This is a genomic window from Xenorhabdus sp. SGI 60, assembly GCF_056632175.1.
In genome coordinates, this window is record NZ_CP196860.1 from 420,094 (window position 1) to 441,595 (window position 21,502).

Sequence of the window (21,502 nt, forward strand, 5' to 3'; positions counted from 1 at the left end):
GTTGGTATTAATGTACTTGAATAATTTGATATTTAGCCATGACTGAGCCGAATTTCATTCTGAAATCATTGTTTCATGTAAATAACGCCATTGAGGATGGTAATTATTGAATGAAATAATTGCTAGTGACCAACGATAATTCGTATTTCCATCTTTGGTCTGTTTTTCACGATAACGCACCGCAACATATTCTGCACTGAATGCGATCACAGTACAGTTATCAACTTCAATTTTTAAGTTTGGTTTGGAACCAATACTATTAATAAACATTTCTTTTACTTGATTTAATGAGACATGCTGACCAGCCAAAGTGATCATAGTAAAATCAGGGGTAAAACTATTTAGTAGTTTATTCAATGAGTCAGAATTTTTTTCCTGTTTATTGGTGAAAACATTTTCAATCCATTGATGAATTTCAATAACACTTTTGCAGGCAATTAACTCTTTTTCTTTTCGCATATTTTCTCCGAATATTTTTTTAAATTATGCAGACTCATTAAAGGTAATAAACCGATTATCGCTGCAAGGATAAAAGTCAGGTGATACGCATTAGTAGAAATAGATTCTTGCTGTAATAAATTAAAAATCATAGTGAAGAACGCAGTGCCAATACTAAATGACATTTGACGATTGATATTCCAAATCACACTGGCTCGAGATAATTTTTCATTGGAAAAATCCATTAGCGCAGTTGTCTGTGCAGTGTTAGCACCAATGCCTCCACCAATTCCCATCAGCAAATACGCGCCAATCAAGCCTGGTACATCGTTTGTATGATTAATGGTAGCTAAGAACGCAATACCAGTAGCATGAAGTACAATCCCACATAAAAGTAGACGATGAGCACCTAAACGGTTATACATTCGTCCACATATTAATATGGCACCAAATGCACCAATAGCATATAAAATCATTAGAGAGCCGGTTTTTTCCGCTGACCATCCCTGTTGTTGTAGGTAAAAAATATTCAGCAGATTAACTCCGGTAAATACGCCTGGAATTGAGTGATAAATCCACACAGAAATACGCATGCGAGTATTTTTTATTACAGACAGATCCAAAATAGCATTTTGTACACGATGGTAATGCCGTATATAAAACAGAGTAAAAAAAGCGCCACTGGTCAGGAAGATAATTGGCAGCCATTTCGGGGTTGCATCAGCGTAGATAGAAAGTCCTAATAGTAAAGATACCAATGCTAAACTAACCAATAACAACCCTTTCAGATCAGGTTCTTGAGCCGAAATTGTTTCATTACGCATCCAAATAAGTGAAAGAATGGATGCTAGCAAGCTGAAAGGTATATTGCTAAGAAACACCCAACTCCAGCTATAGTGATCAACAATAGCACCTCCAACACTCGGGGAAATAGCCGGTACAATTAGTGCAACAGCCATAACCAATGTCGAGATTTTTGCCCGTTCATGTTTTTTAAACAACCCAAAGGTTAACGCTTGCCCGACCGGAATTAACAAACCGCCTCCCAATCCTTGAATAAAGCGCCACAATACTAAATCATAGAAATGTTCCGCCAGACCAGAAAACAGAGCAGCTATAGAGAAAAGTAGCATCGAAGCTGCCATGATTTGCCGTGTGCCAAAACGTTCAGCCAACCAGCTACTAATAGGTATAATGAGTGTCAAACCCAGAATATAACTATTGGATACCCAAGCTACGCGAGATTCAGAAACAGACATTTGATCGGCAATATTAGGCAAAGCAATTGCCGACATAAAAATATTGATGCAATCAATAAAGAAACCAAGCAAAAATATTAATGCAATACGATAGCGATAACTCATTATTCTACCTCCACCCAGGAAGTTTAATGACCATTGACTTAGTTAGTCTATTCATTTAATTTAAACACTTAATTTAATTATATTTAACAATAAAAATGCAACCTCATCTTAATCGGATACAAACTTTCCTTACAGTGGTAGAATGCGGCTCTTTTACTCGGGCGGCTGAAACTTTATTTATCAGTAAAGCTGTCGCCAGCATTCATGTGAAAGCACTGGAAGAAGCTTTAAGCGTACCATTGTTAGTGCGTAATACTCGTGGTATTGCATTAACAGAAGCGGGGAGAGAATTTTATGAAGATTTTAAAAAAATATTTCATAACATTCAGGTTGCGTTCGATAATGTTGCAGAACGACATCACTCCTTAGCCGGAAAATTACGGATTACTTCAACAGTTGAATTTGGTGAAAAATTTCTTCTTCCTTTGATCAGTCAATTTTGTGAAATTCATCCCCAACTGGAAATTGGTTATTTTGCTGACTCAGCTTTAAATGATTTAATTACCGAGAGAATTGATCTTGCGATCCGTTTGGGGACATTAAATGATTCAACATTGAAAAGCAGGCAGTTAGCGACTTTTAAAATTAAATTAGTTGCAGCTCCACATTGGTTAGAACGCAACCCCATTATTGAACCGATGGAGCTGAATAAAGTGGACTGGATTGCCAACACTAATTTACAAAACCCAACCCAATGGGAATTAAAACATCCTATTCACCCCAGGCTAATCATTCGTGGAAAAATTAAATATGTCTCAAATAATTCCTCTGCCATTCGTTCACTGACTCTATCTGGTTTAGGCGTATCTGTATTACCCGAATGGCTTGTCAATGAGGATATAGCGTCTGGTATTTTGGTAGAACTTTTCCCAGAATATCATCTACCCAAACAGGAAATAACGGTTGTATTTCCAAATAATGTACAACTTCAACGTAAGAACCGTCTTTTTATAGATTATCTATTAGAAAACCTAGTCGTGTGAGCAAGAGAAATAGTGATAATTTGGGGATCGCAGCAGGAAGACATTGAAAAAACTGCTGGCACTCCTACCCTCTTTCAGCATCCGATCCTACTGTACAGATGATTATGCTGTTCAGTCCCTGCAAGTATCTCTATCATGCCTATCTTGCCTATATGAAAGGGCAATAACCTAAACAAACCCGTTTACGTTACCCGCTTCGTCATGGATATGCCAAGAGCACTGGCAGAGTACGGACAGCATTACCTAAGTAAAAAAAGTAAACAAGGTATTCGCAGTAACCTGAGCCTGAATCTTGATGCTGTTATCGAGTGGATGCCGAAGCTGACAAGGAATAATCTACCAGAAGAATAATTTTTTCTTACTCCAAAGATTTTTCAAAGAAATATAAAAAAGTGTTCATCATTATTTACTCTATAATGTAAACCAGATATATCAAGGTATTGCAGGGTGAACAGTTTTATCCATAATTCTTTAATACGGTACGGGTAGCAAAAAAGTTTTCTTTGGCCGGTGATCTTTCAGCTCTCCGAGTTACTGAGTTAATGTATTAGCCTAGTAACTCGGAGAAGACAAGCGTAGCGCGTCAGTTACTTTCTCAACATAGCCAAAATAACTGTGGGAAGAGTTGCAACATAAGATAAATTAGTTCTTTTAGCTTTGAGCTACTACAATTTATAACTGCGTATGTTGTTTTTCCATGGGGGTATACTGTGTACAACTCTAATATTGTAGTAAATGCTTAAAATATATACTTGAAAATGATGATTTGGACACCTCAAGTATCTTAAGTTTTTTTGACGTTTAAAGTTTATTTTCAAGTAGTAAATGGTAATAAAATATCCTTTAATGATTTTATCTCTCATATAAAGCTGTTAAAGGAGTCTTTAACTGACTTGAAGGTGATTATTTTATCTGTTGCTGAAAGTGGTGAAAATGTTCACACTCATCATATGATTAAGGCAAATAAAACGGACGGTTCTATTGTTGAATTCGAAGTTTTTTCCAAATTTTTAATTTGAAAAAGGTAAGATACCACGTTGTTATGAACGTACCAGAATATTCTTGGGAAGTGAAGATGATGATGATTTAGGTTTTAGGAATTAAAGATTATTAACCTTACGAACAGATAATGATTTCATATATTATAATGAATTTTAGTTAAAATATACTGGCATAATTATTATGCATGCTATCATATTTAATAATATAAAAATAAATTTTAGTTATAATAAATTAATTTATCTATGAATGATGATAACAATATAAAACATTATCTTTTTTTATTTTTTCTATATGAAATAATCTTAAATATTGAATTACTTCTTTTTTAAAAATAACTATAGGTTTTTTATATTGTTTGTTTTTTTATTACAATGGAGATAGGATATATTTTCTTTTCATTTTTTATTCTTTTTATATGATGGGGGAGGTATGGAAGGTCATGTTATTTTTGGTGTAAGTCCATTCAATACAAAGTTTAGTAACGATTACGTACATAAAATGCTTGAATGGGGATTTAATAATTATAATTTTGTAGATGTCATACATCCTTTTGAAGAAGCAAAGTATTTGTTAATGGGGTGTGGAACAGAGGAAAATAAAGCACGAAAAAAATCCAGAAAGGAGTATTATAGAATTCAAAGGTATGTTGAAAGTTTTTTAAAATCAAGTGGTTATAGGTTAAGATTTGGAAGAATAATAAAGTTCGAAGACTTTTACGAAAGTGATGAATATATAAAAGCATATAATCTTATAAAAGATGAGTATTACAAGTTTGAAGATTTTAGAAAAATATGTTTAGAACAATCATTTAAAGCTATTAAAAAAAGAAAGTCATCTGTCGGTGATTATTCAGATATAGACCATAACTTATTAGATGTGAGTGTTGAATATATTTTAAAAGAGGTTCCTTTTATAATTAGAGCAGATAAAATTCTTTTATCTACGTCAAGAATATCCATATCTTATTATGATCACTGGAACGTTGCCGACTATCTTTATAACTCATGTAGAAATTTAAAACCATCCAAGAAATCAAGCTTAGCAATTAAAAATCATGAAATATCGGAAGGTGTGATATGACTACTGTTGATTTAAATATTCTTTCAGAAGATTATAATAGAAACCCTTACTTTTTTATTGATAGAATAGACAGAAATAAAAAAGTAATATTTGACTGTAGTTTAAATTGTAAGGTGGCAGTTGGATATGATACTGTAAAAGAGATTTTGTCAAAGAACAATATATTTAGCACTGAACCCTTGGCAGCAAGGGCTGAGCCAGTAATGCGTGGAAGAGTGCTTGCTCAAATGAGTGGGGATGAACATAGAATAAAAAGATCTCTAATTGTAAGGCAAATAACTGGAAATATTTTAAAAGAATTCTATGAGGATTTTTTATCTAGAATTTGCGATAATATTATTTCTGATTTGATTGAAAGGGATGAGTTTGATTTAATTTCTGAGTTTGGAATGAAATATTCTATGTTATCAACATTTGAAATATTGGGAGTTGATAGTAAAGAAATTAATTTTTATCATGAAAGGTTGAAACTGATTGTTAAATTTGCCACTGGATTCAATCTTAATGATAATGAAAAAAACATTTATCTATCATCATCTTATGAATTGGAAGATAAAATTCTAAATCTAATAGAAATGAAGGAAAACAATCCAGGCAAGGATCTTATATCATTCATCATTGATGAAAATAAAAAAGATATAAAGAAAAAAATAACCAATAGCGAGATAGTTGCTCTAGTACTTAATATCTTGCTTGCTGCTAGTGAACCTGTAGACAAAGTTCTCTCAACTTGTATATATCATTTATATAGAAATCCCACTTACTTAAAAGAAATTTTATCTGGAAATCGCAAACCAAATGATATTTTACAGGAATCACTGAGAATAACACCTCCAGTTCATTTAATACCAAGATTAACAACCCAAAAATATATAACTTCTCACGGTGATATTTTTGATAAAGGAGAACTTGTCTATTTGCTTATCCCTGCTGCTAATAGAGATCCTGATTATTTTGAACAGCCTAATGTATTTGACCCAAATAGAAATTTCAAAGGCCATGTATCATATGGAAGTGGGATACACACATGCATTGGTGCTCAGTTTGCCAACTTGCAGTTGAATTTAGCAATACTAAAATTGGCTCCATTAATTTTATCTTTTAATGAAAAATCATATCCTATATTTGATGGTGTATATACTAGAGGTGCAATAAAATATGTTCTTGCAAAGAAAAATAAGTAAATATAAAAACAATGATTATTTACTATTTTGTATTAGAGGAACTAGTTACATAACTTTTACTAAAAAGCCAGCAATAGCTGGCTATATACCGTAATTTTATGAAAAATATGTGATGGCAACAAAAACCATCGAACACTCAATATTAATACAGAGCACGGGCATATTTAATGGGATAGTCCCCCTCACCTTGTAGGCATAAATTAGCAGAGTGATTTTTTTAAAGAGGTCATCATCATGAACAGCATCGCATTTATTGGTATCGATCTCGGCAAACATATCTTTCATATCCATTGCCAGGACAAATCGTGTAAAGCCCTTCTCCGTAAAAAATTTACCCGTACCAAATTGATGGAGTTTTTAGCAGGCTGTTCTTCTGCAACGGTTTTTGTACGTCTGGATGAGTTTCCGCTGACGCCAAATGGCAAGCTGGATCGCTAGGCGCTGCCAGCACCAGGCCAGAAACAGGTCTATGAAGCCCTGAAAGGGGAGATAGAAATGGCATTAGCGGCCATTTGGTGTAACTTGCTGGAAGTTGAGAAGATCAGTCGGCACGGTGGGAAAGTGAAATATGCCTCAAATAACATTTCTGCAATTCGCTCCCTAACCTTGTCTGGTTTAGGCGTATCCATACTCCCAGAGTGGTTTATCAATGGGGATATAGCATCTGGTACTTTGGTCGAGCTTTTCCCTGAATATCATCTGCCAAAGCAGGAAATATCGATTGTATTTCCAAATAATGTGCAACTTCAACGTAAGAATCGTCTTTTTATAGATTATCTATTAGAAAACCTGGTTGTGTGAGCAAGAAAAATAATGATAATTTTGGAATCAAGGAGAGTGAGAAAATGGACTAAAAATAAACAGCCTTCATTTGAAGTAATCAATTTTTATTGATCACTTCAATAATACTGTTTTAGTTCTCTTTATTATTAAGTAAACTGTTTAAACTATTAATAACTATTTCTCTGGTTTCACTCTTACGTATGACTGCATAGACATCAATATTCAAAGATTGAGCAGCAACGTCATCTAATTCTCTGTAACAAAGTCCTTTTTGATTAGAAATACATATAGAACGGGGCATAAGCGCCATTCCTTTTCCTCTTGAAATATCAGAAAGCATGACCAGTGAATCATCAGGTTCCTTACATCTCTTTAATGAGAACGGTAATTGTTGAAAATAATTTTCACATTTGTCATAAAAAATGGGATTTGCATTTCTTGAAAACCAAAAAAGGGGGAGATCTGAAACCTCTGTAAGAGAAACTTTTTCTTTCAGACTAGCGGGATGAGAAGACGGCATTGCAAGCAAAAGGGGTTCACGGTAGAGCCAGTAAAATTTAAGATCATGTTCATTATGTAGACTCTTCTCTCCTATAATAACAATATCCATTTTACCTTTTGCAAGAAAATGTAAGAGCTGGCTAGAAACCAGATGCGGTGTGTCAATTTCATCTCTTGTCATAAGAGCTTTAATCTTATTATGGAGATCCGATATATTGTTAAAATTTAGCGTACAAGTAAGTCCAATACGTAAATAAACTTCCTCATTTTTAATTTCACGCATGAACAGAGTGAATTCATTGATGAGATGTGTTGCTTTTTCAACCAGTATCAGTCCGTTGTTTGTCAGATGAACTTCATGAGTATTCCGGGTAAAAAGATCACAACCGAGAGTTTCTTCAAGGCATTTGATATGACGAGTCAGGGGAGGCTGTGTCATATGTAGCCTTTCTGCTGCTCTTCTGAAATTAAGCTCTTGAGCAACGGCTAAAAAACATTGTAACTGTTTTATGCTGGGTAGCTTATTATTAATGTTGTCCACAAATTCTCCATTCCATTAATTGAGTGGCATATTGAATGACAAATACATTATCCGCTCATTTTTTCACATTATATCAATTTAAATTTTATGCAAATAATTTGTAAATTATTGAGTGCGAATAATAAGGCTAAATAGCGTTTCAAAATGATAGGCGTATTCCTTACCCCGTGCGAGGTAAGGAAATCCAACATCTGATACTCATCAGTATGATGAAAACCTATTTAGTGATATCAAAAATGAATTACAAAATTAACAATTCTCATGAAAATTCATCGTAGTATTTTGATATTTGAAGGGCTAAATAAGTGTTCTAAAAAATAATACTTTTGTGACGTACAGTTCATGAACTTATCGAATTACGCTCATAAAACCAGTATATGTAAGCTCCAATGCAAACCTCTTTGATTATGTGAAGATGAAAGAATGGGGCAACATTTAACATCTATTCAAAGGTTGTAATTCATGACATCAAAAATTAAAAGTCCTGAAATGCCGTTTAGGACATGGTTAGCTTTGTTTATTCTTGCAATATCAACGTTTACTATTGTGACGACTGAACTGGCTCCTGTTGGCCTGCTGACACCGATAGCAGATGGCCTTAATACTTCAGAGTCCAGCATTGGGATGACGGTATCACTGTACGCATGGGGTGGGGCATTAAGTGCGCTTTTGGCGTCTGTTTTTTTGGGAAATTTCCCCAAAAAGATCCTGTTGTTAACGCTGACAATCATCTTGGCTGTATCAAATATCTTGTCTGCAACCATTGATTCATTTGAAGTGCTCTTGGTTGCCCGTGTCATTGGATCTGTAGCCCATGGTGCTTTCTGGGCGATGATAGGTGCGACAACGGTAGCAATGGTTCCGATAAAGTATCTGGGTACAGCAACATCAATTGTCTTTGGTGGAGTTTCAGCCGCCAGCGTATTGGGTATCCCTTTGTCTAACTATATCGGTTTGCACTTTGGTTGGCGCCAAGCGTTTTGGTTGATGGCACTACTGAGTGTGGTTGCATTCTTTGGCATCATGCTTCTTGTTCCTAAAGTTACAACTAAAAGTACAATTGGTATTAACGCCTTAAAAAGTGTGTTGAGTTCAGCCATACAGTGGAAAATTTATGCGGCCACATTACTTGCTATTACAGCACACTTTGCTGCGTTTACTTTCATCGAACCCTGGCTCAATGCGCAACCCATATTTTCTAAGGATTTCATCCCTACAATTTTATTCATTTATGGTATTGCAGGTTTAGGCGGTAATTTCCTGACCGGCATTGTCATTGATAAACACCTTAAAACTACGGTCACACTGTCTGCTTTGCTTATCGGGGTTGTTCTTCTGATCTTAGGTATCAGAGCAGAATCACTATCCCGCACAGATATCCTGATAGCGATAGCTTTATGGGGCGTCGCAATTTCTGGGATTTTCGTGGGCTTCCAAACCTGGGTTCTCCGTCTGGCCGGCGATAAAACGTTTCCGGCATCTGCGGTTTATGTTTCGTTTTTTAACGGAGCAATCGGAATGGGGGCTTTAGTGGGAGCCTGGATGGTCTCAGCGTTGTCACTTCATGCACTCTTTGTGACCGCAGGTGCTGTAATCGCTCTGTCCATACTTATTATCTCTACGATCCCTTCCAACATTTCCACCAGTAACACACTTACGGAGAAAGTTATATGAAACAAGGTACTGAACTGACAAATCATGGTCGGGACATTATGAATCAGTTAGAAAAAGGTCTCGCCGATAAAGTAATCAATCGCCTCAAAGAATTAGATGAAAACTTACCCTATCTGGTTACTGATTATGCATTTGGTTCAGTAGTCGGTCGCCCAGGTCTTGATCTTAAGGCCCGTGAAATGCTCACTGTTGCTGCTTTAGTGAGTCTTGGTAATGCTCAGCAACAGTTGGAGTTACACATGCGAGGGGCGCTTAATGTTGGGGTAACACCTGAAGAGTTACTTGAGGTTGTTATACAGATGGCAGTTTATGCAGGAGTGCCGGCATGTATGAATGGATTAACGGCATACCGTTCTGCTATTGCTGCTACAGAAAACAATTCTCCAACTGCATTAAGGGGTTAATTAACGTCATTCTATTCTTTTACCAAAGTGTCCGAATTTATTAAAGCACAACAATAGGGGTATCTCTGACAGGTAAACAAAAGCCTGATAAATCAAAAGATGTAAAATACGATATCAGCCTGATTTGGTGCTACCAGAAATTTAAGCGATGTAATCTTCTGATTTACTTTAAAAAACAGAGATTAATCACAAATTCATTGCTGCGCTTTCACTCAAGCTGGAATAGATAAATAATCCTGTTGTATTCTGCTTTATTTATTCGGTATTTTCGGAAGTCAGATCACAGGAGACAAAATGTCGCATATTATTTACTTGTCACTCAAAGGCAAGAAACAGGGGTTAATTTCAGCCGGGTGCTCAACGCCTGAATCCATTGGAAACCGCTATCAGGCAGGTCGGGAAGACGAAATACAGATATTGAGTATCAGCCATTCAGTGAGCCGCGACCAGAACGCACATCATCACCCCGTTAGCTTTACCAAGCCTATTGATAAATCCTCGCCGCTCTTAGCAATGACAATTGACGGTAATGAATTGTTAGAGGCCGTTTTTTTGTGTTACCGAACCAGTCCATTGGGGCAATTAGAAGCCTTTTATGAAATCAAACTGACAGGGGCAACCATTGTTGATTTTACCTGTCATTATCCTCATTCGATAGACAGTAATGACCAGATACCGTATGAAACAGTGCAGATTGATTATAAGTCTATTTCATGCCGGCATCTTACCGCGGGCACATCGGGTTATAGCATTACGCAATTATCCGGGCGTGAAGAAGGCAGGCCACTATTGTCTGGGTTCTCGAATGTTAAGCCACTTAAGAAGCCGCTGGTTGAAGAAACTCCGGTAAAACCCGCTAAACATCATGCTCGTTATCGTTGTGTGGATGATGACGGCAATCTTTTAACCGAACGCAAGTATCGGGTTTGCCTACCGGATGGTCAGATAAAAGAAGGGAAGACCGATAAACAAGGTTTTACTCAATGGCATCTCACTGATGACAAAAAGAACCTGAGTTTTCATATTTTAAAGGATTAATACCATGCCGACCTATACCGTTTACACAAAAATAGAATCGAATGTACCTGCTGAAAAGTTACTTTATGATTTGATTATTTATCGTCAGGACGAAGGGGAAGCTATCATATATTGCTTGATATTTTTCAGGCACAATTACAGAGCAATTATGAAACTCAACAGCATGTCACTCAGGAAACAGACGACGATCTTTCCGTGACTTATATTATGCAAATCATGCTTTATCGCAAACATGGTTCAAATACGATTCAGGCATTGCAAGCCCCTTTTAAAAAGATGTATACACTGGGTGAGTTTGTAGCAGGTAAAGCCTGTTCAGAAAAGAAACGGGAAAATGCGTGTTATTTTGAAAGCACGATTGAAACAAAACCGGTCAGCGATGGAGATAATACCGTTGAATTAAAACTGACTGTTCCCGAACGACCTTTTATTGCTAAAGAATATCCAATTGGTCACAAAGATGATCCATTTGAGAAAAGTAAAATTGAATCACAAATTCAGGATAGGCTATCTAAAAAAAATTATCCAACTCAGGGTGATGCAAGTTTATGTGGTCCTGCTGCATTTTTTTATTGTTTACAAATGGACAGACCGGATATTTATGAACAAGCCGCTCATGAGTTATGGAAATATGGCAAAACTAAAATAGGCCAATTAGAAATTAAGCCGGGTGATGGTTGTCTTCACCCTAAAGGTTCTTTTTATGACCAATATGGTTCAAGAATATCAGGATTAGATTGGATAACACTGGCGAGCTTAAGAGACTCAGAAAATATGATTTTCAGCTATGATGAAGTTGATGATCAGGCTGCTGGTGTGACTATGTGGGGGAAATTGACTGAGTGGTTTGAAAAAGCGGGCTATGAAAAAATATTTAGTAATATTAGTTTGATGCATAGTAATAAAGAAGACATTGAAACACTGAATGGTTATATTGATCAAGGTTATCATGTGGTTTCCTTAATTTCTGCTGGTATGTTAGAAAATATGGAAGAAACATCAGGAAAAAACCACTGGATAGTTTGGGAAGGTGTGGTAAAAAATTATGAAAATGAAATTATAAAAAATGATTCAGATCCGAACCAGTATGTGAATTTAAATCTGTTTTCATGGGGTAAAGTAGAACCTCAAATAAAAAACAATAAATCATTAGATTATGTAAAGAATCATATCTTTGGAGGAATGGTTTTTAAACCGCTTAAATAATATGAAAAAAATACTGATAATTTTTATTTTCTTACTTTGTGGCTGTGGGAATCCAACGCCAAAAGTTTTACCAGAATCAGAAATCCTTTCTGATGCTGTGATAAACGAACCATATCAAGCATCAATTACCATCACAGGAGGTGCATTAAATGAGAAAAGTGTTTGGGTGGAAATTAATCCTGCTGACTCTGGCTTAACATGGCACCCCAAAGAAAGCTCTTTTCAATGGGAAGGGAAAGAAATAATAAGAAAACATTATCATAATATAAATATAACTGGTATTCCAAAGAATGCAGGGTTGATAAAAATTGATGTGGTAGGGTTTACTTTGGGCACAATGTATCCAGGGAAAGATTTTAATAAAACCTATACTATAGAAGTAAAAAATAGATAGCTTCAGAAGAATGGCGATTTATATCGCCATTAGTAATACACCTATAAAAATATTTAAAAAAATTTCATCAATTAATTATATTATCTACATCCTATATTATCAGTATTAAGTGGTTGAATTATGAACTTAAAATTGAAAAGGATTACCTAACATATTCGCCTTGGATAATAAGTATAATTTTTCAGTTTTTTTTATTGCTTGCTTTTATTATTGTGTGGGTCATTTTCTCCCCGCTAATTAATTGGTTAATTGGATTTTTCTCTAACTTTCTTCCTTTTCATTGGATTGAAAATATCAATAATAATTATTTCGTAAAATTATCTAATAAGTCAATGTGTATTCTTGTGATCATATTGCCTTTAACTATCCCAGTTGCTTATATAAGCGATCCATTACTTAATATAGCTCTTAGAATAGACGCTTATGCTACATCTGATTGTGGAGGAACAAAGACAAATACAGCCTATTTAAGGAAAAATAATAAAGCGTGCTATAAGTTTTATCCATACTTTAGTTTTGTAAATCCCAGCGTTATACCAAGTGAAAAAGGTAAATTCTTCCCGTAACCATTTAGGAAGTTGACCTAATTTTGTTGTAAATTTTAGTAATTGTTGATGAGTGAATTCCCCAGCCCCTAAGGAGAATTTACGACGACAATGTATAGGTTCATTAGAAATCACGACTAAGATAATCTTTCTTTTAGGTGATAGCTTACGGCAATATGCGGCCATTACATAGGCAATATATGCCCCTAAGCTATATCCAAATAATACAATATCACCTTGAGGTGGGACTTGTGATGCAAAATCCTCAATAACATGATCAACACAATACATTAATGGTTCATGACGCCGACGCCCCCGCCCAGGCATTTCAAGTTGAATGACGTTGAAATCATCAAAACAACGTTTGGCAAAATCCGAAAATATGGATGAATTACCGCCAGCATGATGAAACATCAATAATTGAGGGCGTTGATTATTCATAACGTCTCCCTTCGGCAATACGCCCTAATAAAGCTGAAAAGACTATAATCGCTCCTCCTATGCCTTTTAAAATACCAATAGATTCCCCCATCAGTATGATGGCAAACAGAGCCGCAAAAGCGGGTTCCAGAGATAAAATTAATCCTACTCGTGTCGGACTCGTTGTTTTGGCAGCATAAAGTTGCATGAGGAATGCAAAGGCAGTTGCCATCACACTTAAAAATAAAATGTATCCCCAGGCATTAAGAGAGATCGCAGGGATAAAGCGTAATGAAACAGGTTCAATGGTTAAAACAAAAATGAACCCTAATAGAGAAACGGTGACCAACTCAATCAGAGTGATATTAATCAATGAATAGGGTTTACTTGCTGTTTGTTTACCAAACATGAAAATTTGGAAACCACGAATCAAAGCAGCCAGCAGGATGAGCAAATCTCCCTTATTAACCCCGAAATTACCCGTATTGGCGAAACTTAATATTCCTCCACCAACCAAAGATAAGAGGCAAGTACAGTAAATCAATTTACTTTGCTTACGTTTTCCAAATACACGCTCAAAGAACGGCACTATCACTACCGATAATGCAATAAGAAACCCAGCATTAGCCGCCGTCGTATATTTCACGCCCAGCGTTTCTAATGTCAAAATAGCGTATAATAAACCACCAAATAGTATGCCGTTAACTAATTCTCCTTGAGTAATCTTGCGCAAGCGTATTTGAGCACCAATAAATATAAAAGGTACTGCTAACGCAAAGCGAAGCATGAGAAACAGCGGTACAGTGACACCAGCTTGAATGATGAGCTGCATCAGGGAATAACTCGCCCCCCAAGACAAGGCAATAACCAGTAATCCCAAATCTAAAAGATACAGCCCTGTGTTCGATAATTGCTTACGAGGCATGGTCTGACCTCAAAAAAATATGGCTGGCGTCATAGCTAATACGCAGAATCCCTTTTTTGACTTTGGTTGATTTAATAGAAAATTCATTGATTTTTTTAAGATTATCAACATGCGTACCAGCGCAAGGGGCAGGTTCAGTGCCTTCAATTAAACACAAACGGATGTCGCCTTTATACCAAGTCTTTACCTGCTTCCCATCAGATAATTTAATTCTAATAGCTGCTTCAATATCCTGTAGTGGTAATTGATGTAACGGTATGGTTTGGTCTCCTGTTGGAGAAAATTCTACTCGTGCTTCTCCAGGAAAATGATGACCTTTAGTAGAGATCCAACCATATTGGCGCAACTCCCAGTTCAGCAAATGACCCGTAGTATGTAATGCTGCGTGAGAAATACGGTCTGCCACCGAGACTTTGGATATCACTTTATCTCCCAGCGAACAGCGAAGAGGTAATTCAGGATAGATAGCTACCTGGCCGGTAGTAGGCTGTTTTCTGATCTGGACAGCTATATCATTCACCCACCCAATATCAGACGGCTGACCGCCGCATTGTGGATGAAAAATATTCTCTTTTAGAATAAACCAATTCCCCCAATCATCAGAACCACTCGCAATTATTTCACTCGTACAGAAAAAACAATACGTATCGTCCAGATAGCGCTGAATTTGTGTCATAAAAAATGCCTTTTATAATTGTGTAAATAACGGAGTAAACGGTTGTCCACGTAAGTTATGAGAAATGACTCGATTGTTATTATTACGATTTTTTCCTGATACGATCACACAACCAAATTTATCAAGAGGTATATTCCCGCCATATTCGTAAACATGGTCAGTATTGGGATAGATATCCACATAACTGGGAGCATAACGGGCTACAAACCCCATACGGAAATTATCTTTAGTCATATTTGGATGAGAGGCATGCATCAATGTGGACCAAAAGATCACACACTGACCTGCTTTCATTTCTAGAGAAACGGCTTGAGTTTCATCGGGCTTCCAGTCTGGATCAATTTGCAATTGCCGATAATCGTAACCAAAAAAACCACGATGAATACCATCCTTAGTTAAATTATTGACAATATCGCTTTGATATTCCATTGATTTAGTCTCATCATAATTCATCTTGACATGAGTACCAGGAATGATTTGTAAACAACCATTTTCAATTGTGGCGTCTGTAAATGCAGTCCAAACCGTTAATGTTCCTTTACCGAATTGCTCTTCTGTTTCTCCTGGCCATAAAATTTGAGGTTTACCACTGGCATTCGCGAAAGTGTCAGCTTGATGCCAATCTGTCCCCTCATCTCCTGGATATTTTGGGAAAAACTCAGTTCTCCAGCATAAAACGTCATCTCCTAAAATGCTTGAAACAGGAGCAATTATTTTAGGGTGGATAATATGTCGACTAAGTAAGTCAAGATCTAAATGACGATCGTAGTTCGAAATATTAGTTGCTGCTCCATATGAATCAGTAGGATATGCTGCATAACTACGATCAGGAAGTTGGCGGCGAACATCATTCCACACTTTATTCACTTCTTCTTTGGAATAAATGGTCAATGGACCAATAAATCCATTTTTATGAAAATTATTTAATTGCTCTTTATTAAGTTTAAGATACATAACAAACTTCCTATTTTAAATTGATTATTTATTTATATAAGTAGATTCAATAAATGTTTCATACAGCGTAGAGTTAAAAAGCTTCTCCATAGACAAAATTAAATTGAATTCATTCTTTATTTTCTCATTTAATAAGACTGCTATCATGGAATGACCACCAACATCAATAAAATCATCATTATATTTAACTGTTTTTTCTAACATACTTCCCAATAAGGAAAGATATCTATCTAATGCTTTTAATTTTATATCGCTTTCATTAGTTAATATATTTTTATCTATCATTTATTTACTCCAAGTAATTTAAAATTAGTTTTTTGTCAATTTTTCCATTAATTGTTTTAGGCATGGTTTCTATTTTTCTATAACGCAATGGTCTCATATATATTGGTAAATTTTCTTTTGCTAAATTAGTTAAAGCTCTAATGGATTCTTTTTCTGATGTGGAAGAAGTGAAAAAACAAATCAAATAATCACGACTAACTTCAGAATATGAAGCTATTACTGAAATATCATTTATTTTTTCATATCTAGCTAGAACTGATTCAATCTCTCCAATTTCGATTCTATAACCATTTATTTTCACTTGCTGATCACATCGACCACAATAAACTAATTCACCTTTCTTGTTATAAGAAACTAAATCACCAGAGCAGTAATATCGATGCCAAATGCCATTGTTTTCTAACCAAATAAACTTATCCTTGTTCTTAGTTTCATCGTTTAAATATCCTTTAGTTACTTGATGACCTGATAATAAAAGCTCACCACTTTTTTCGTTAGTTACGTTATCATCACTTATTGGGCGAATAGCATAATCGAATCCAGGTAATAGATATCCTATAGTGGATTCAAAATTTTCTAAATCATTTTCATTAACAACATGCCAACTTGCGTGAATGGTAGTTTCAGTAATACCATACATATTAACTAATTGAGGTGAGTTAAAACCAAACCAGGGCTCCCGCACGAGTTGATTTTTTGTTAAATATATGTTTCAGAATGGATTCAATACACAATATTTAAGCGAATATGACGTAATGTTGGTTCACCTTATTGCTCTATAATTAACCACACAAGGTGTTCTCATCAAGACTTTAGTGTTAATTAATTGTTTGTTTTAACATGCTGATAACTCATGCGGTTGCCCTGAAAACCAAACTGATTATACCAATTTCTCAATGCTTGAAAGTTTAATCTCTCTCCTCCAAAGATAATAAAACGCAATGATAATTCTTCCATTCCGAATTCAGTAAGGGCACGGGAATTAATAGAAAATGCCGTCGGTGTTTGGTTTAGTAGAGTAACTTTTTCATCTTTAACTAATTTAGCCAACTTATATGGCGTTATTCGTGTCTCTTCATCTGGTATCACTAACCTGCCACCATAGGCTAAAACAGACCAAATTTCCCATACTGAAAAATCAAATGCATAAGAATGATATAAAAGTGTAATATCAGTCTCATTGAAACGATAAAAACATTCTGTTGCATTAAATAATGAGAGTAAATTTTCGTGAGTAATTGGAACTCCCTTTGGGGAGCCAGTAGTTCCAGATGTATATATTATATATGCAGTTTCTTGTAATAATGATTCGTCATATACCATAGGCATTGGTGTAGTATTAATCATGAAATTAGTATTTTCTGTTTCACATCTATGATGTAAAATTGAACTGTCATCATTGATGATTAAAACTGGACAAGCATCATTAATAATTAAATTATTTCTTTCTTTAGGTGCTTTTTTATCAATTGGAATATATGCTGCTCCAACATATTGCACTGCTAATAAAGTAGCTATCAATTCTACAGAATGAGAAAGTTCTACAGCGACTTTATCACCTGGCTTAACTCCTTTCTTTTGTAATTCATTAGATATGCTTATGATAAAATTTTGTAATCCGTGGTAACTCAGTTCCCTTTTATTCTCTTTAATTGCTATTCTTTCTGGATATTTTTTAGCAGCAATAAAAAATCGGCTTAACATTGTTTTTTTATTACATTCCATTGATAAAGACTCGGTCACAGAAAACCTCCTATAGTAAAAACCGCTTTAACAAAGACTTGTAATTCTCACTCATTCATTATTGTTCCATTTAACACCACAACATTAAAATATTGCTCTTAAACAATTAATAAACCAGTTCAAGAACGTTATAATTTTAACTTTTGCTGGAAACATAAGAAGCAAAAATTCCAGTAACATAATTATTCTGTTTTTGGGAGTTTATGTCTTTAATAATGCTTGTCTTCAATTAAAATATCGCGAAACCTTTCAAAGTCAGTGGGTCTAATAAGAGCCTATCCAGCCAACAATTTACGGATATGGTTGATCAGTTGCGTTTTTTCTTCCACACCACAAGTCGCCGCATTTTCAAAAAAGTTTGCTCATCTCGCTGTTTAAGGCTTTTACTCTTACCGGGTGGATTGTGCCATGTTGACAGGCCTCAGAAATTGTCTGAGCATCGTTATAGTCATTGTTTTGCTTACGTCGGTAGGCTTTATAACATATTGCGAAGGGAGAGTGAGCACCCAATGTCCGAATGCCTATCCCTGAGTGATAACGCTTTTGTTTCTAAATCATTACATAGGGCTTGCGACACCACCCTATAACTGCTTCTGTCATCCCTTTCACTAAATAGTTTTTCATAATACTGAGAGTATCAAATGTTGGAGTTCCTTACCCCGCGCGGCGCGCGAGGTAAGGGATACTCCTATCATTTTGAAACGCTATTTAGCCTTTGACCAAGCTGAGGTTATCGGTCATCTCATTGAACGCAAATTTCACTTCTTGCTTGTCTCTATGTTTTCCAATGAATTTTTATGTTGAGGATTTTTATGTGGGGTATTCGGTGGGGTACTCAGAAACAAAAAAAGCACTTCCCCAAACGAGAAAGTGCTTCTTCAACAACATGTTGACTGACTAGGATCAGTTCATGCCGTATTTTTTCAGTTTCTTACGCAGAGTACCACGGTTGATTCCCATCATCAGTGCTGCGCGAGTCTGGTTGCCACGGGTGTATTGCATCACCATGTCCAACAGTGGCTGTTCTACTTCAGCCAGTACCAGCTCATACAGGTCATTAACGTCTTGACCGTTCAGTTGAGCAAAATAGTTCTTCAGTGCTTGTTTAACTGAATCACGCAGAGGTTTTTGAGTTACCTGATCTTGTGAATTTACAGTAGCAACGGTTAGTACATCAGAATTTACGCGTTGTTCGAACATAGTTCTGTCAGCTCTTTTCTTTATTTACGCAAAAATTTTCGAAGTATGCCTTCAACGCCTCCAGCTGTTCGCTGGCATCCTCTATGGCGTTGAATGTGCGCCGAAACTGGTCATCAGGGGCATGTTCCTTGAGATACCAAGATACATGCTTGCGTGCAATACGAACTCCTTTGCCTTGACCGTAAAAGTCATGCAGTTCTCGTACATGCTCGCTCATTAAGCGCTGCACTTCGCCAAGTGGCATCGGTGATAGCAATTCTCCTGTTTCCAGATAATGCTGGATTTCCCGAAAGATCCAGGGTCTTCCCTGAGCAGCGCGGCCTATCATCAGGGCATCAGCCCCAGTGTATTCAAGCACTGCTCTGGCTTTTAGCGGGTCAGTAATGTCGCCATTGGCAATAATTGGAATGGCAACAGTCTGCTTAACTGTCCGAATATTGTCGTACTCGGCCTCACCATTAAACAGGCAAGCTCGTGTCCTGCCATGTATCGTAAGAGCCTGAATACCACAACGTTCGGCCAATTGGGCAATTTCTACACAGTTACGTTCTTCCGGTGACCACCCTGTACGGATCTTCAAAGTGACAGGTACATCAACTGCATTGACGACCGCAGACAGGATTTTTTCAACCAGTTGCGGATAACGCAGTAATGCAGAACCTGCCAGCTTACGATTCACCTTTTTAGCTGGGCACCCCATATTGATATCGATGATCTGAGCGCCATTAGCGACGTTAATTTTCGCTGCCGCCGCCATTTCATCGGGATCACTACCGGCTATTTGTACAGAACGCACTCCGGGTTCGTCGCTATGAACCATACGCAGCCGTGATTTATCCGTCTTCCAAACCTGGGGATTGGAAGAAAGCATTTCTGAGACTGTCATTCCTGCACCCATCTGGTAGCAAAGAGATCGAAACGGGCGATCTGTTATGCCAGCCATAGGGGCTGCAATAAGACAGTTTTTCAACTGGTATTGTCCGATACGCATAGGCGAAGAAAGAGTGGTCAACTGTGACTAAGGGCGCGTATATTACGCATTTTTCACAAGATATGAAAGGCCAAACTTTGAGCGAATCGACATTTATAACGGATTTTTTCCAGTTGATTTTTTTAAACTTGGTTAATTACTGTTAAATAACAAATGCTTACATTTAATTGCTGAAATTTGTTATTACTTATATTTCTAATCATAAAGAGAGCGGATTACCACCAATTAACCTCCTGGGTGATCATTTTAGTGGATAATCTCGCTTTTCAATAGACATCAGGTGATTATTTTTTAATCCCTGTGATGCGACACCATTCTTCTTGTTCGGCTATCGGATCAATAATGAATTCATTGTCATAGGCCTGAGCAACACCTTCCGCCTGGCGGGTCAGAACACCGGACAAGCCCAATAATCCACCAGAATTAGGCAGTGAGCCGATGACAGGGGCAAGTTCGCGCAGAGGACCCGCCAGAATATTGGCAATCACGATATCGCATTTGAGGTCTTTAGGTTGATCTTTAGACAGATAGAGGGTTAATTGGTCAGATACACCGTTGCGTTCGGCGTTATCCCGGCTGGCTTGAATGGCTTGTGGGTCGATATCAATACCGATGGCGTGTTTCGCGCCCAGTTTCAGGGCTGCGATAGCCAATATGCCTGAGCCACAACCAAAGTCGATTACCGTTTTACCTGTCAGGTCAAGGCCATCCAGCCATTGCAGGCAAAGGGAGGTGGTTGGGTGAGTACCCGTTCCGAAGGCCAGACCAGGGTCAAGCATAACATTGACGGCGTCTGGTTCGGGTACTTCGCGCCAGCTAGGGCAGATCCACAGACGCTTACCGAAGCGCATCGGGTGGAAGTTATCCATCCACTCTCGCTCCCAATCTTTATCTTCCAGTTGTTCAATTTTGTGGATAAAACCTTTGCCCAGTTGTGGAAGTTGTTCCAATTGGCTGACAACCGCTTTCATATCCATTTCAGCATCATACAGGCCGATAACATCGGTATCACCCCACAAACGCGTTTCGCCCGGCAGAGGCTCAAAAATAGGCGTATCGTGGCTATCCTGAAAGGTGACAGATACTGCGCCATTTGCCATAAGCTCATCGCCTAACGTTTCCGCTTGTTGTCCCGTGGTGTTTAATCTTAATTGTATCCAAGGCATAAAAA

The 21,502-nt window shown here is 36.9% G+C and carries 21 protein-coding genes and 4 pseudogenes; 12 read left to right on the top strand and 13 right to left on the bottom strand.

Annotation, left to right across the window (positions count from 1 at the left end; translation table 11 throughout):
* Window positions 1–54: 54 nt before the first annotated feature.
* Together ACSJJG_RS01860 and ACSJJG_RS01865 are read right to left on the bottom strand one after the other, a co-directional pair.
* Window positions 55–459 carry a hypothetical protein gene (locus ACSJJG_RS01860; protein WP_481088267.1) on the bottom strand — a complete coding sequence of 135 codons (405 nt, stop codon included), beginning with the start codon at window positions 457–459 and terminating at the stop codon, window positions 55–57.
* The gene (locus tag ACSJJG_RS01865) at window positions 438–1,802 is read right to left on the bottom strand and encodes an MFS transporter (RefSeq protein ID WP_481088268.1); all 1,365 of its coding nucleotides are present in this window, start codon (window positions 1,800–1,802) and stop codon (window positions 438–440) included. Before ACSJJG_RS01865 ends, ACSJJG_RS01860 begins: the two co-directional genes overlap by 22 nt.
* A gap of 95 nt (window positions 1,803–1,897) precedes the next feature.
* On the opposite strand from ACSJJG_RS01865, the gene ACSJJG_RS01870 reads away from it, so the two are divergent.
* The 7 genes and pseudogenes from ACSJJG_RS01870 to ACSJJG_RS01900 all read left to right on the top strand — a co-directional run bounded on the left by ACSJJG_RS01870 (window position 1,898) and on the right by ACSJJG_RS01900 (window position 6,852).
* Window positions 1,898–2,785: a LysR family transcriptional regulator gene (locus ACSJJG_RS01870; RefSeq protein ID WP_481088269.1), complete on the top strand. Its 888-nt coding sequence runs from the start codon at window positions 1,898–1,900 to the stop codon at window positions 2,783–2,785.
* Window positions 2,786–2,804: 19 nt separating this feature from the next.
* Window positions 2,805–2,897: pseudogene (locus tag ACSJJG_RS01875) on the top strand (IS1 family transposase); the annotation flags it as partial.
* Window positions 2,887–3,136: pseudogene (locus tag ACSJJG_RS01880) on the top strand (primase-like DNA-binding domain-containing protein); the annotation flags it as partial. The pseudogenes ACSJJG_RS01875 and ACSJJG_RS01880, both read left to right, overlap by 11 nt.
* 1,080 nt (window positions 3,137–4,216) lie before the next feature.
* On the top strand, window positions 4,217–4,867 hold the full coding sequence (locus ACSJJG_RS01885) for a tRNA-dependent cyclodipeptide synthase (protein ID WP_189759108.1): 651 nt from the start codon (window positions 4,217–4,219) through the stop codon (window positions 4,865–4,867).
* A 146-nt stretch (window positions 4,868–5,013) separates the two neighbouring features.
* Window positions 5,014–6,051 (top strand): cytochrome P450, encoded by a 1,038-nt coding sequence (locus tag ACSJJG_RS01890; RefSeq protein ID WP_399477945.1) that lies wholly within the window; start codon window positions 5,014–5,016, stop codon window positions 6,049–6,051.
* Window positions 6,052–6,285: 234 nt separating this feature from the next.
* Window positions 6,286–6,435 (top strand): annotated as a pseudogene (locus tag ACSJJG_RS01895) (IS110 family transposase); the annotation flags it as partial.
* A 111-nt stretch (window positions 6,436–6,546) separates the two neighbouring features.
* Window positions 6,547–6,852: a LysR substrate-binding domain-containing protein gene (locus ACSJJG_RS01900; RefSeq protein ID WP_189759110.1), complete on the top strand. Its 306-nt coding sequence runs from the start codon at window positions 6,547–6,549 to the stop codon at window positions 6,850–6,852.
* Window positions 6,853–6,964: 112 nt separating this feature from the next.
* Here ACSJJG_RS01900 and ACSJJG_RS01905 read toward each other — a convergent pair whose 3' ends face one another.
* Window positions 6,965–7,876 carry a LysR family transcriptional regulator gene (locus ACSJJG_RS01905; RefSeq protein ID WP_189759111.1) on the bottom strand — a complete coding sequence of 304 codons (912 nt, stop codon included), beginning with the start codon at window positions 7,874–7,876 and terminating at the stop codon, window positions 6,965–6,967.
* Between the two features lie 462 nt (window positions 7,877–8,338).
* Here ACSJJG_RS01905 and ACSJJG_RS01910 point away from each other — a divergent pair, with 462 nt between their 5' ends.
* From ACSJJG_RS01910 to ACSJJG_RS01930, 5 genes and pseudogenes are all read left to right on the top strand, one after another.
* Window positions 8,339–9,550, top strand: a complete 1,212-nt coding sequence (locus tag ACSJJG_RS01910; RefSeq protein ID WP_189759112.1) for an MFS transporter — start codon at window positions 8,339–8,341, stop codon at window positions 9,548–9,550.
* Entirely contained in the window at window positions 9,547–9,954 is a 408-nt protein-coding gene (locus ACSJJG_RS01915) for a carboxymuconolactone decarboxylase family protein (RefSeq protein WP_189759113.1), read from the top strand. The genes ACSJJG_RS01910 and ACSJJG_RS01915 overlap by 4 nt, the downstream gene beginning before the upstream one ends.
* A 294-nt stretch (window positions 9,955–10,248) precedes the next feature.
* Window positions 10,249–10,707, top strand: a pseudogene (locus tag ACSJJG_RS01920) (Hcp family type VI secretion system effector); the annotation flags it as partial.
* A gap of 396 nt (window positions 10,708–11,103) precedes the next feature.
* A complete protein-coding gene (locus tag ACSJJG_RS01925; RefSeq protein WP_481088270.1) occupies window positions 11,104–12,198 on the top strand; it encodes a hypothetical protein in 1,095 nt (364 codons plus the stop codon).
* 1 nt (window position 12,199) lies between these two features.
* A complete protein-coding gene (locus ACSJJG_RS01930; RefSeq protein ID WP_223281651.1) occupies window positions 12,200–12,592 on the top strand; it encodes a hypothetical protein in 393 nt (130 codons plus the stop codon).
* Between the two features lie 467 nt (window positions 12,593–13,059).
* Here the strand turns inward: ACSJJG_RS01930 and ACSJJG_RS01935 are convergent, their stop codons facing one another.
* The 10 genes from ACSJJG_RS01935 to prmA form a co-directional block, all read right to left on the bottom strand.
* Window positions 13,060–13,578 carry a thioesterase II family protein gene (locus ACSJJG_RS01935; RefSeq protein ID WP_481088271.1) on the bottom strand — a complete coding sequence of 173 codons (519 nt, stop codon included), beginning with the start codon at window positions 13,576–13,578 and terminating at the stop codon, window positions 13,060–13,062.
* Entirely contained in the window at window positions 13,571–14,482 is a 912-nt protein-coding gene (locus ACSJJG_RS01940; RefSeq protein WP_189759116.1) for a DMT family transporter, read from the bottom strand. The genes ACSJJG_RS01935 and ACSJJG_RS01940 overlap by 8 nt, the downstream gene beginning before the upstream one ends.
* Window positions 14,472–15,158: an alanyl-tRNA editing protein gene (locus ACSJJG_RS01945; RefSeq protein ID WP_481088272.1), complete on the bottom strand. Its 687-nt coding sequence runs from the start codon at window positions 15,156–15,158 to the stop codon at window positions 14,472–14,474. The genes ACSJJG_RS01940 and ACSJJG_RS01945 overlap by 11 nt, the downstream gene beginning before the upstream one ends.
* Window positions 15,159–15,170: 12 nt before the next feature.
* On the bottom strand, window positions 15,171–16,112 hold the full coding sequence (locus ACSJJG_RS01950) for a chlorinating enzyme (RefSeq protein ID WP_189759118.1): 942 nt from the start codon (window positions 16,110–16,112) through the stop codon (window positions 15,171–15,173).
* 24 nt (window positions 16,113–16,136) lie between these two features.
* Window positions 16,137–16,397 (bottom strand): phosphopantetheine-binding protein, encoded by a 261-nt coding sequence (locus ACSJJG_RS01955; RefSeq protein ID WP_189759119.1) that lies wholly within the window; start codon window positions 16,395–16,397, stop codon window positions 16,137–16,139.
* 4 nt (window positions 16,398–16,401) lie between these two features.
* Window positions 16,402–17,082, bottom strand: a complete 681-nt coding sequence (locus ACSJJG_RS01960; protein WP_193836332.1) for an AMP-binding protein — start codon at window positions 17,080–17,082, stop codon at window positions 16,402–16,404.
* Window positions 17,083–17,219: 137 nt separating this feature from the next.
* Window positions 17,220–18,140 (bottom strand): AMP-binding protein, encoded by a 921-nt coding sequence (locus tag ACSJJG_RS01965; RefSeq protein WP_189759121.1) that lies wholly within the window; start codon window positions 18,138–18,140, stop codon window positions 17,220–17,222.
* A gap of 903 nt (window positions 18,141–19,043) precedes the next feature.
* Complete coding sequence (gene fis, locus ACSJJG_RS01970) at window positions 19,044–19,340, bottom strand: DNA-binding transcriptional regulator Fis (RefSeq protein ID WP_010847912.1); 297 nt, start codon at window positions 19,338–19,340, stop codon at window positions 19,044–19,046.
* Window positions 19,341–19,347: 7 nt separating this feature from the next.
* Window positions 19,348–20,331 carry a tRNA dihydrouridine synthase DusB gene (dusB, locus tag ACSJJG_RS01975; protein WP_481090351.1) on the bottom strand — a complete coding sequence of 328 codons (984 nt, stop codon included), beginning with the start codon at window positions 20,329–20,331 and terminating at the stop codon, window positions 19,348–19,350.
* 284 nt (window positions 20,332–20,615) lie between these two features.
* The gene (gene prmA / locus ACSJJG_RS01980) at window positions 20,616–21,497 is read right to left on the bottom strand and encodes a 50S ribosomal protein L11 methyltransferase (RefSeq protein ID WP_481088273.1); all 882 of its coding nucleotides are present in this window, start codon (window positions 21,495–21,497) and stop codon (window positions 20,616–20,618) included.
* Window positions 21,498–21,502: the final 5 nt, after the last annotated feature.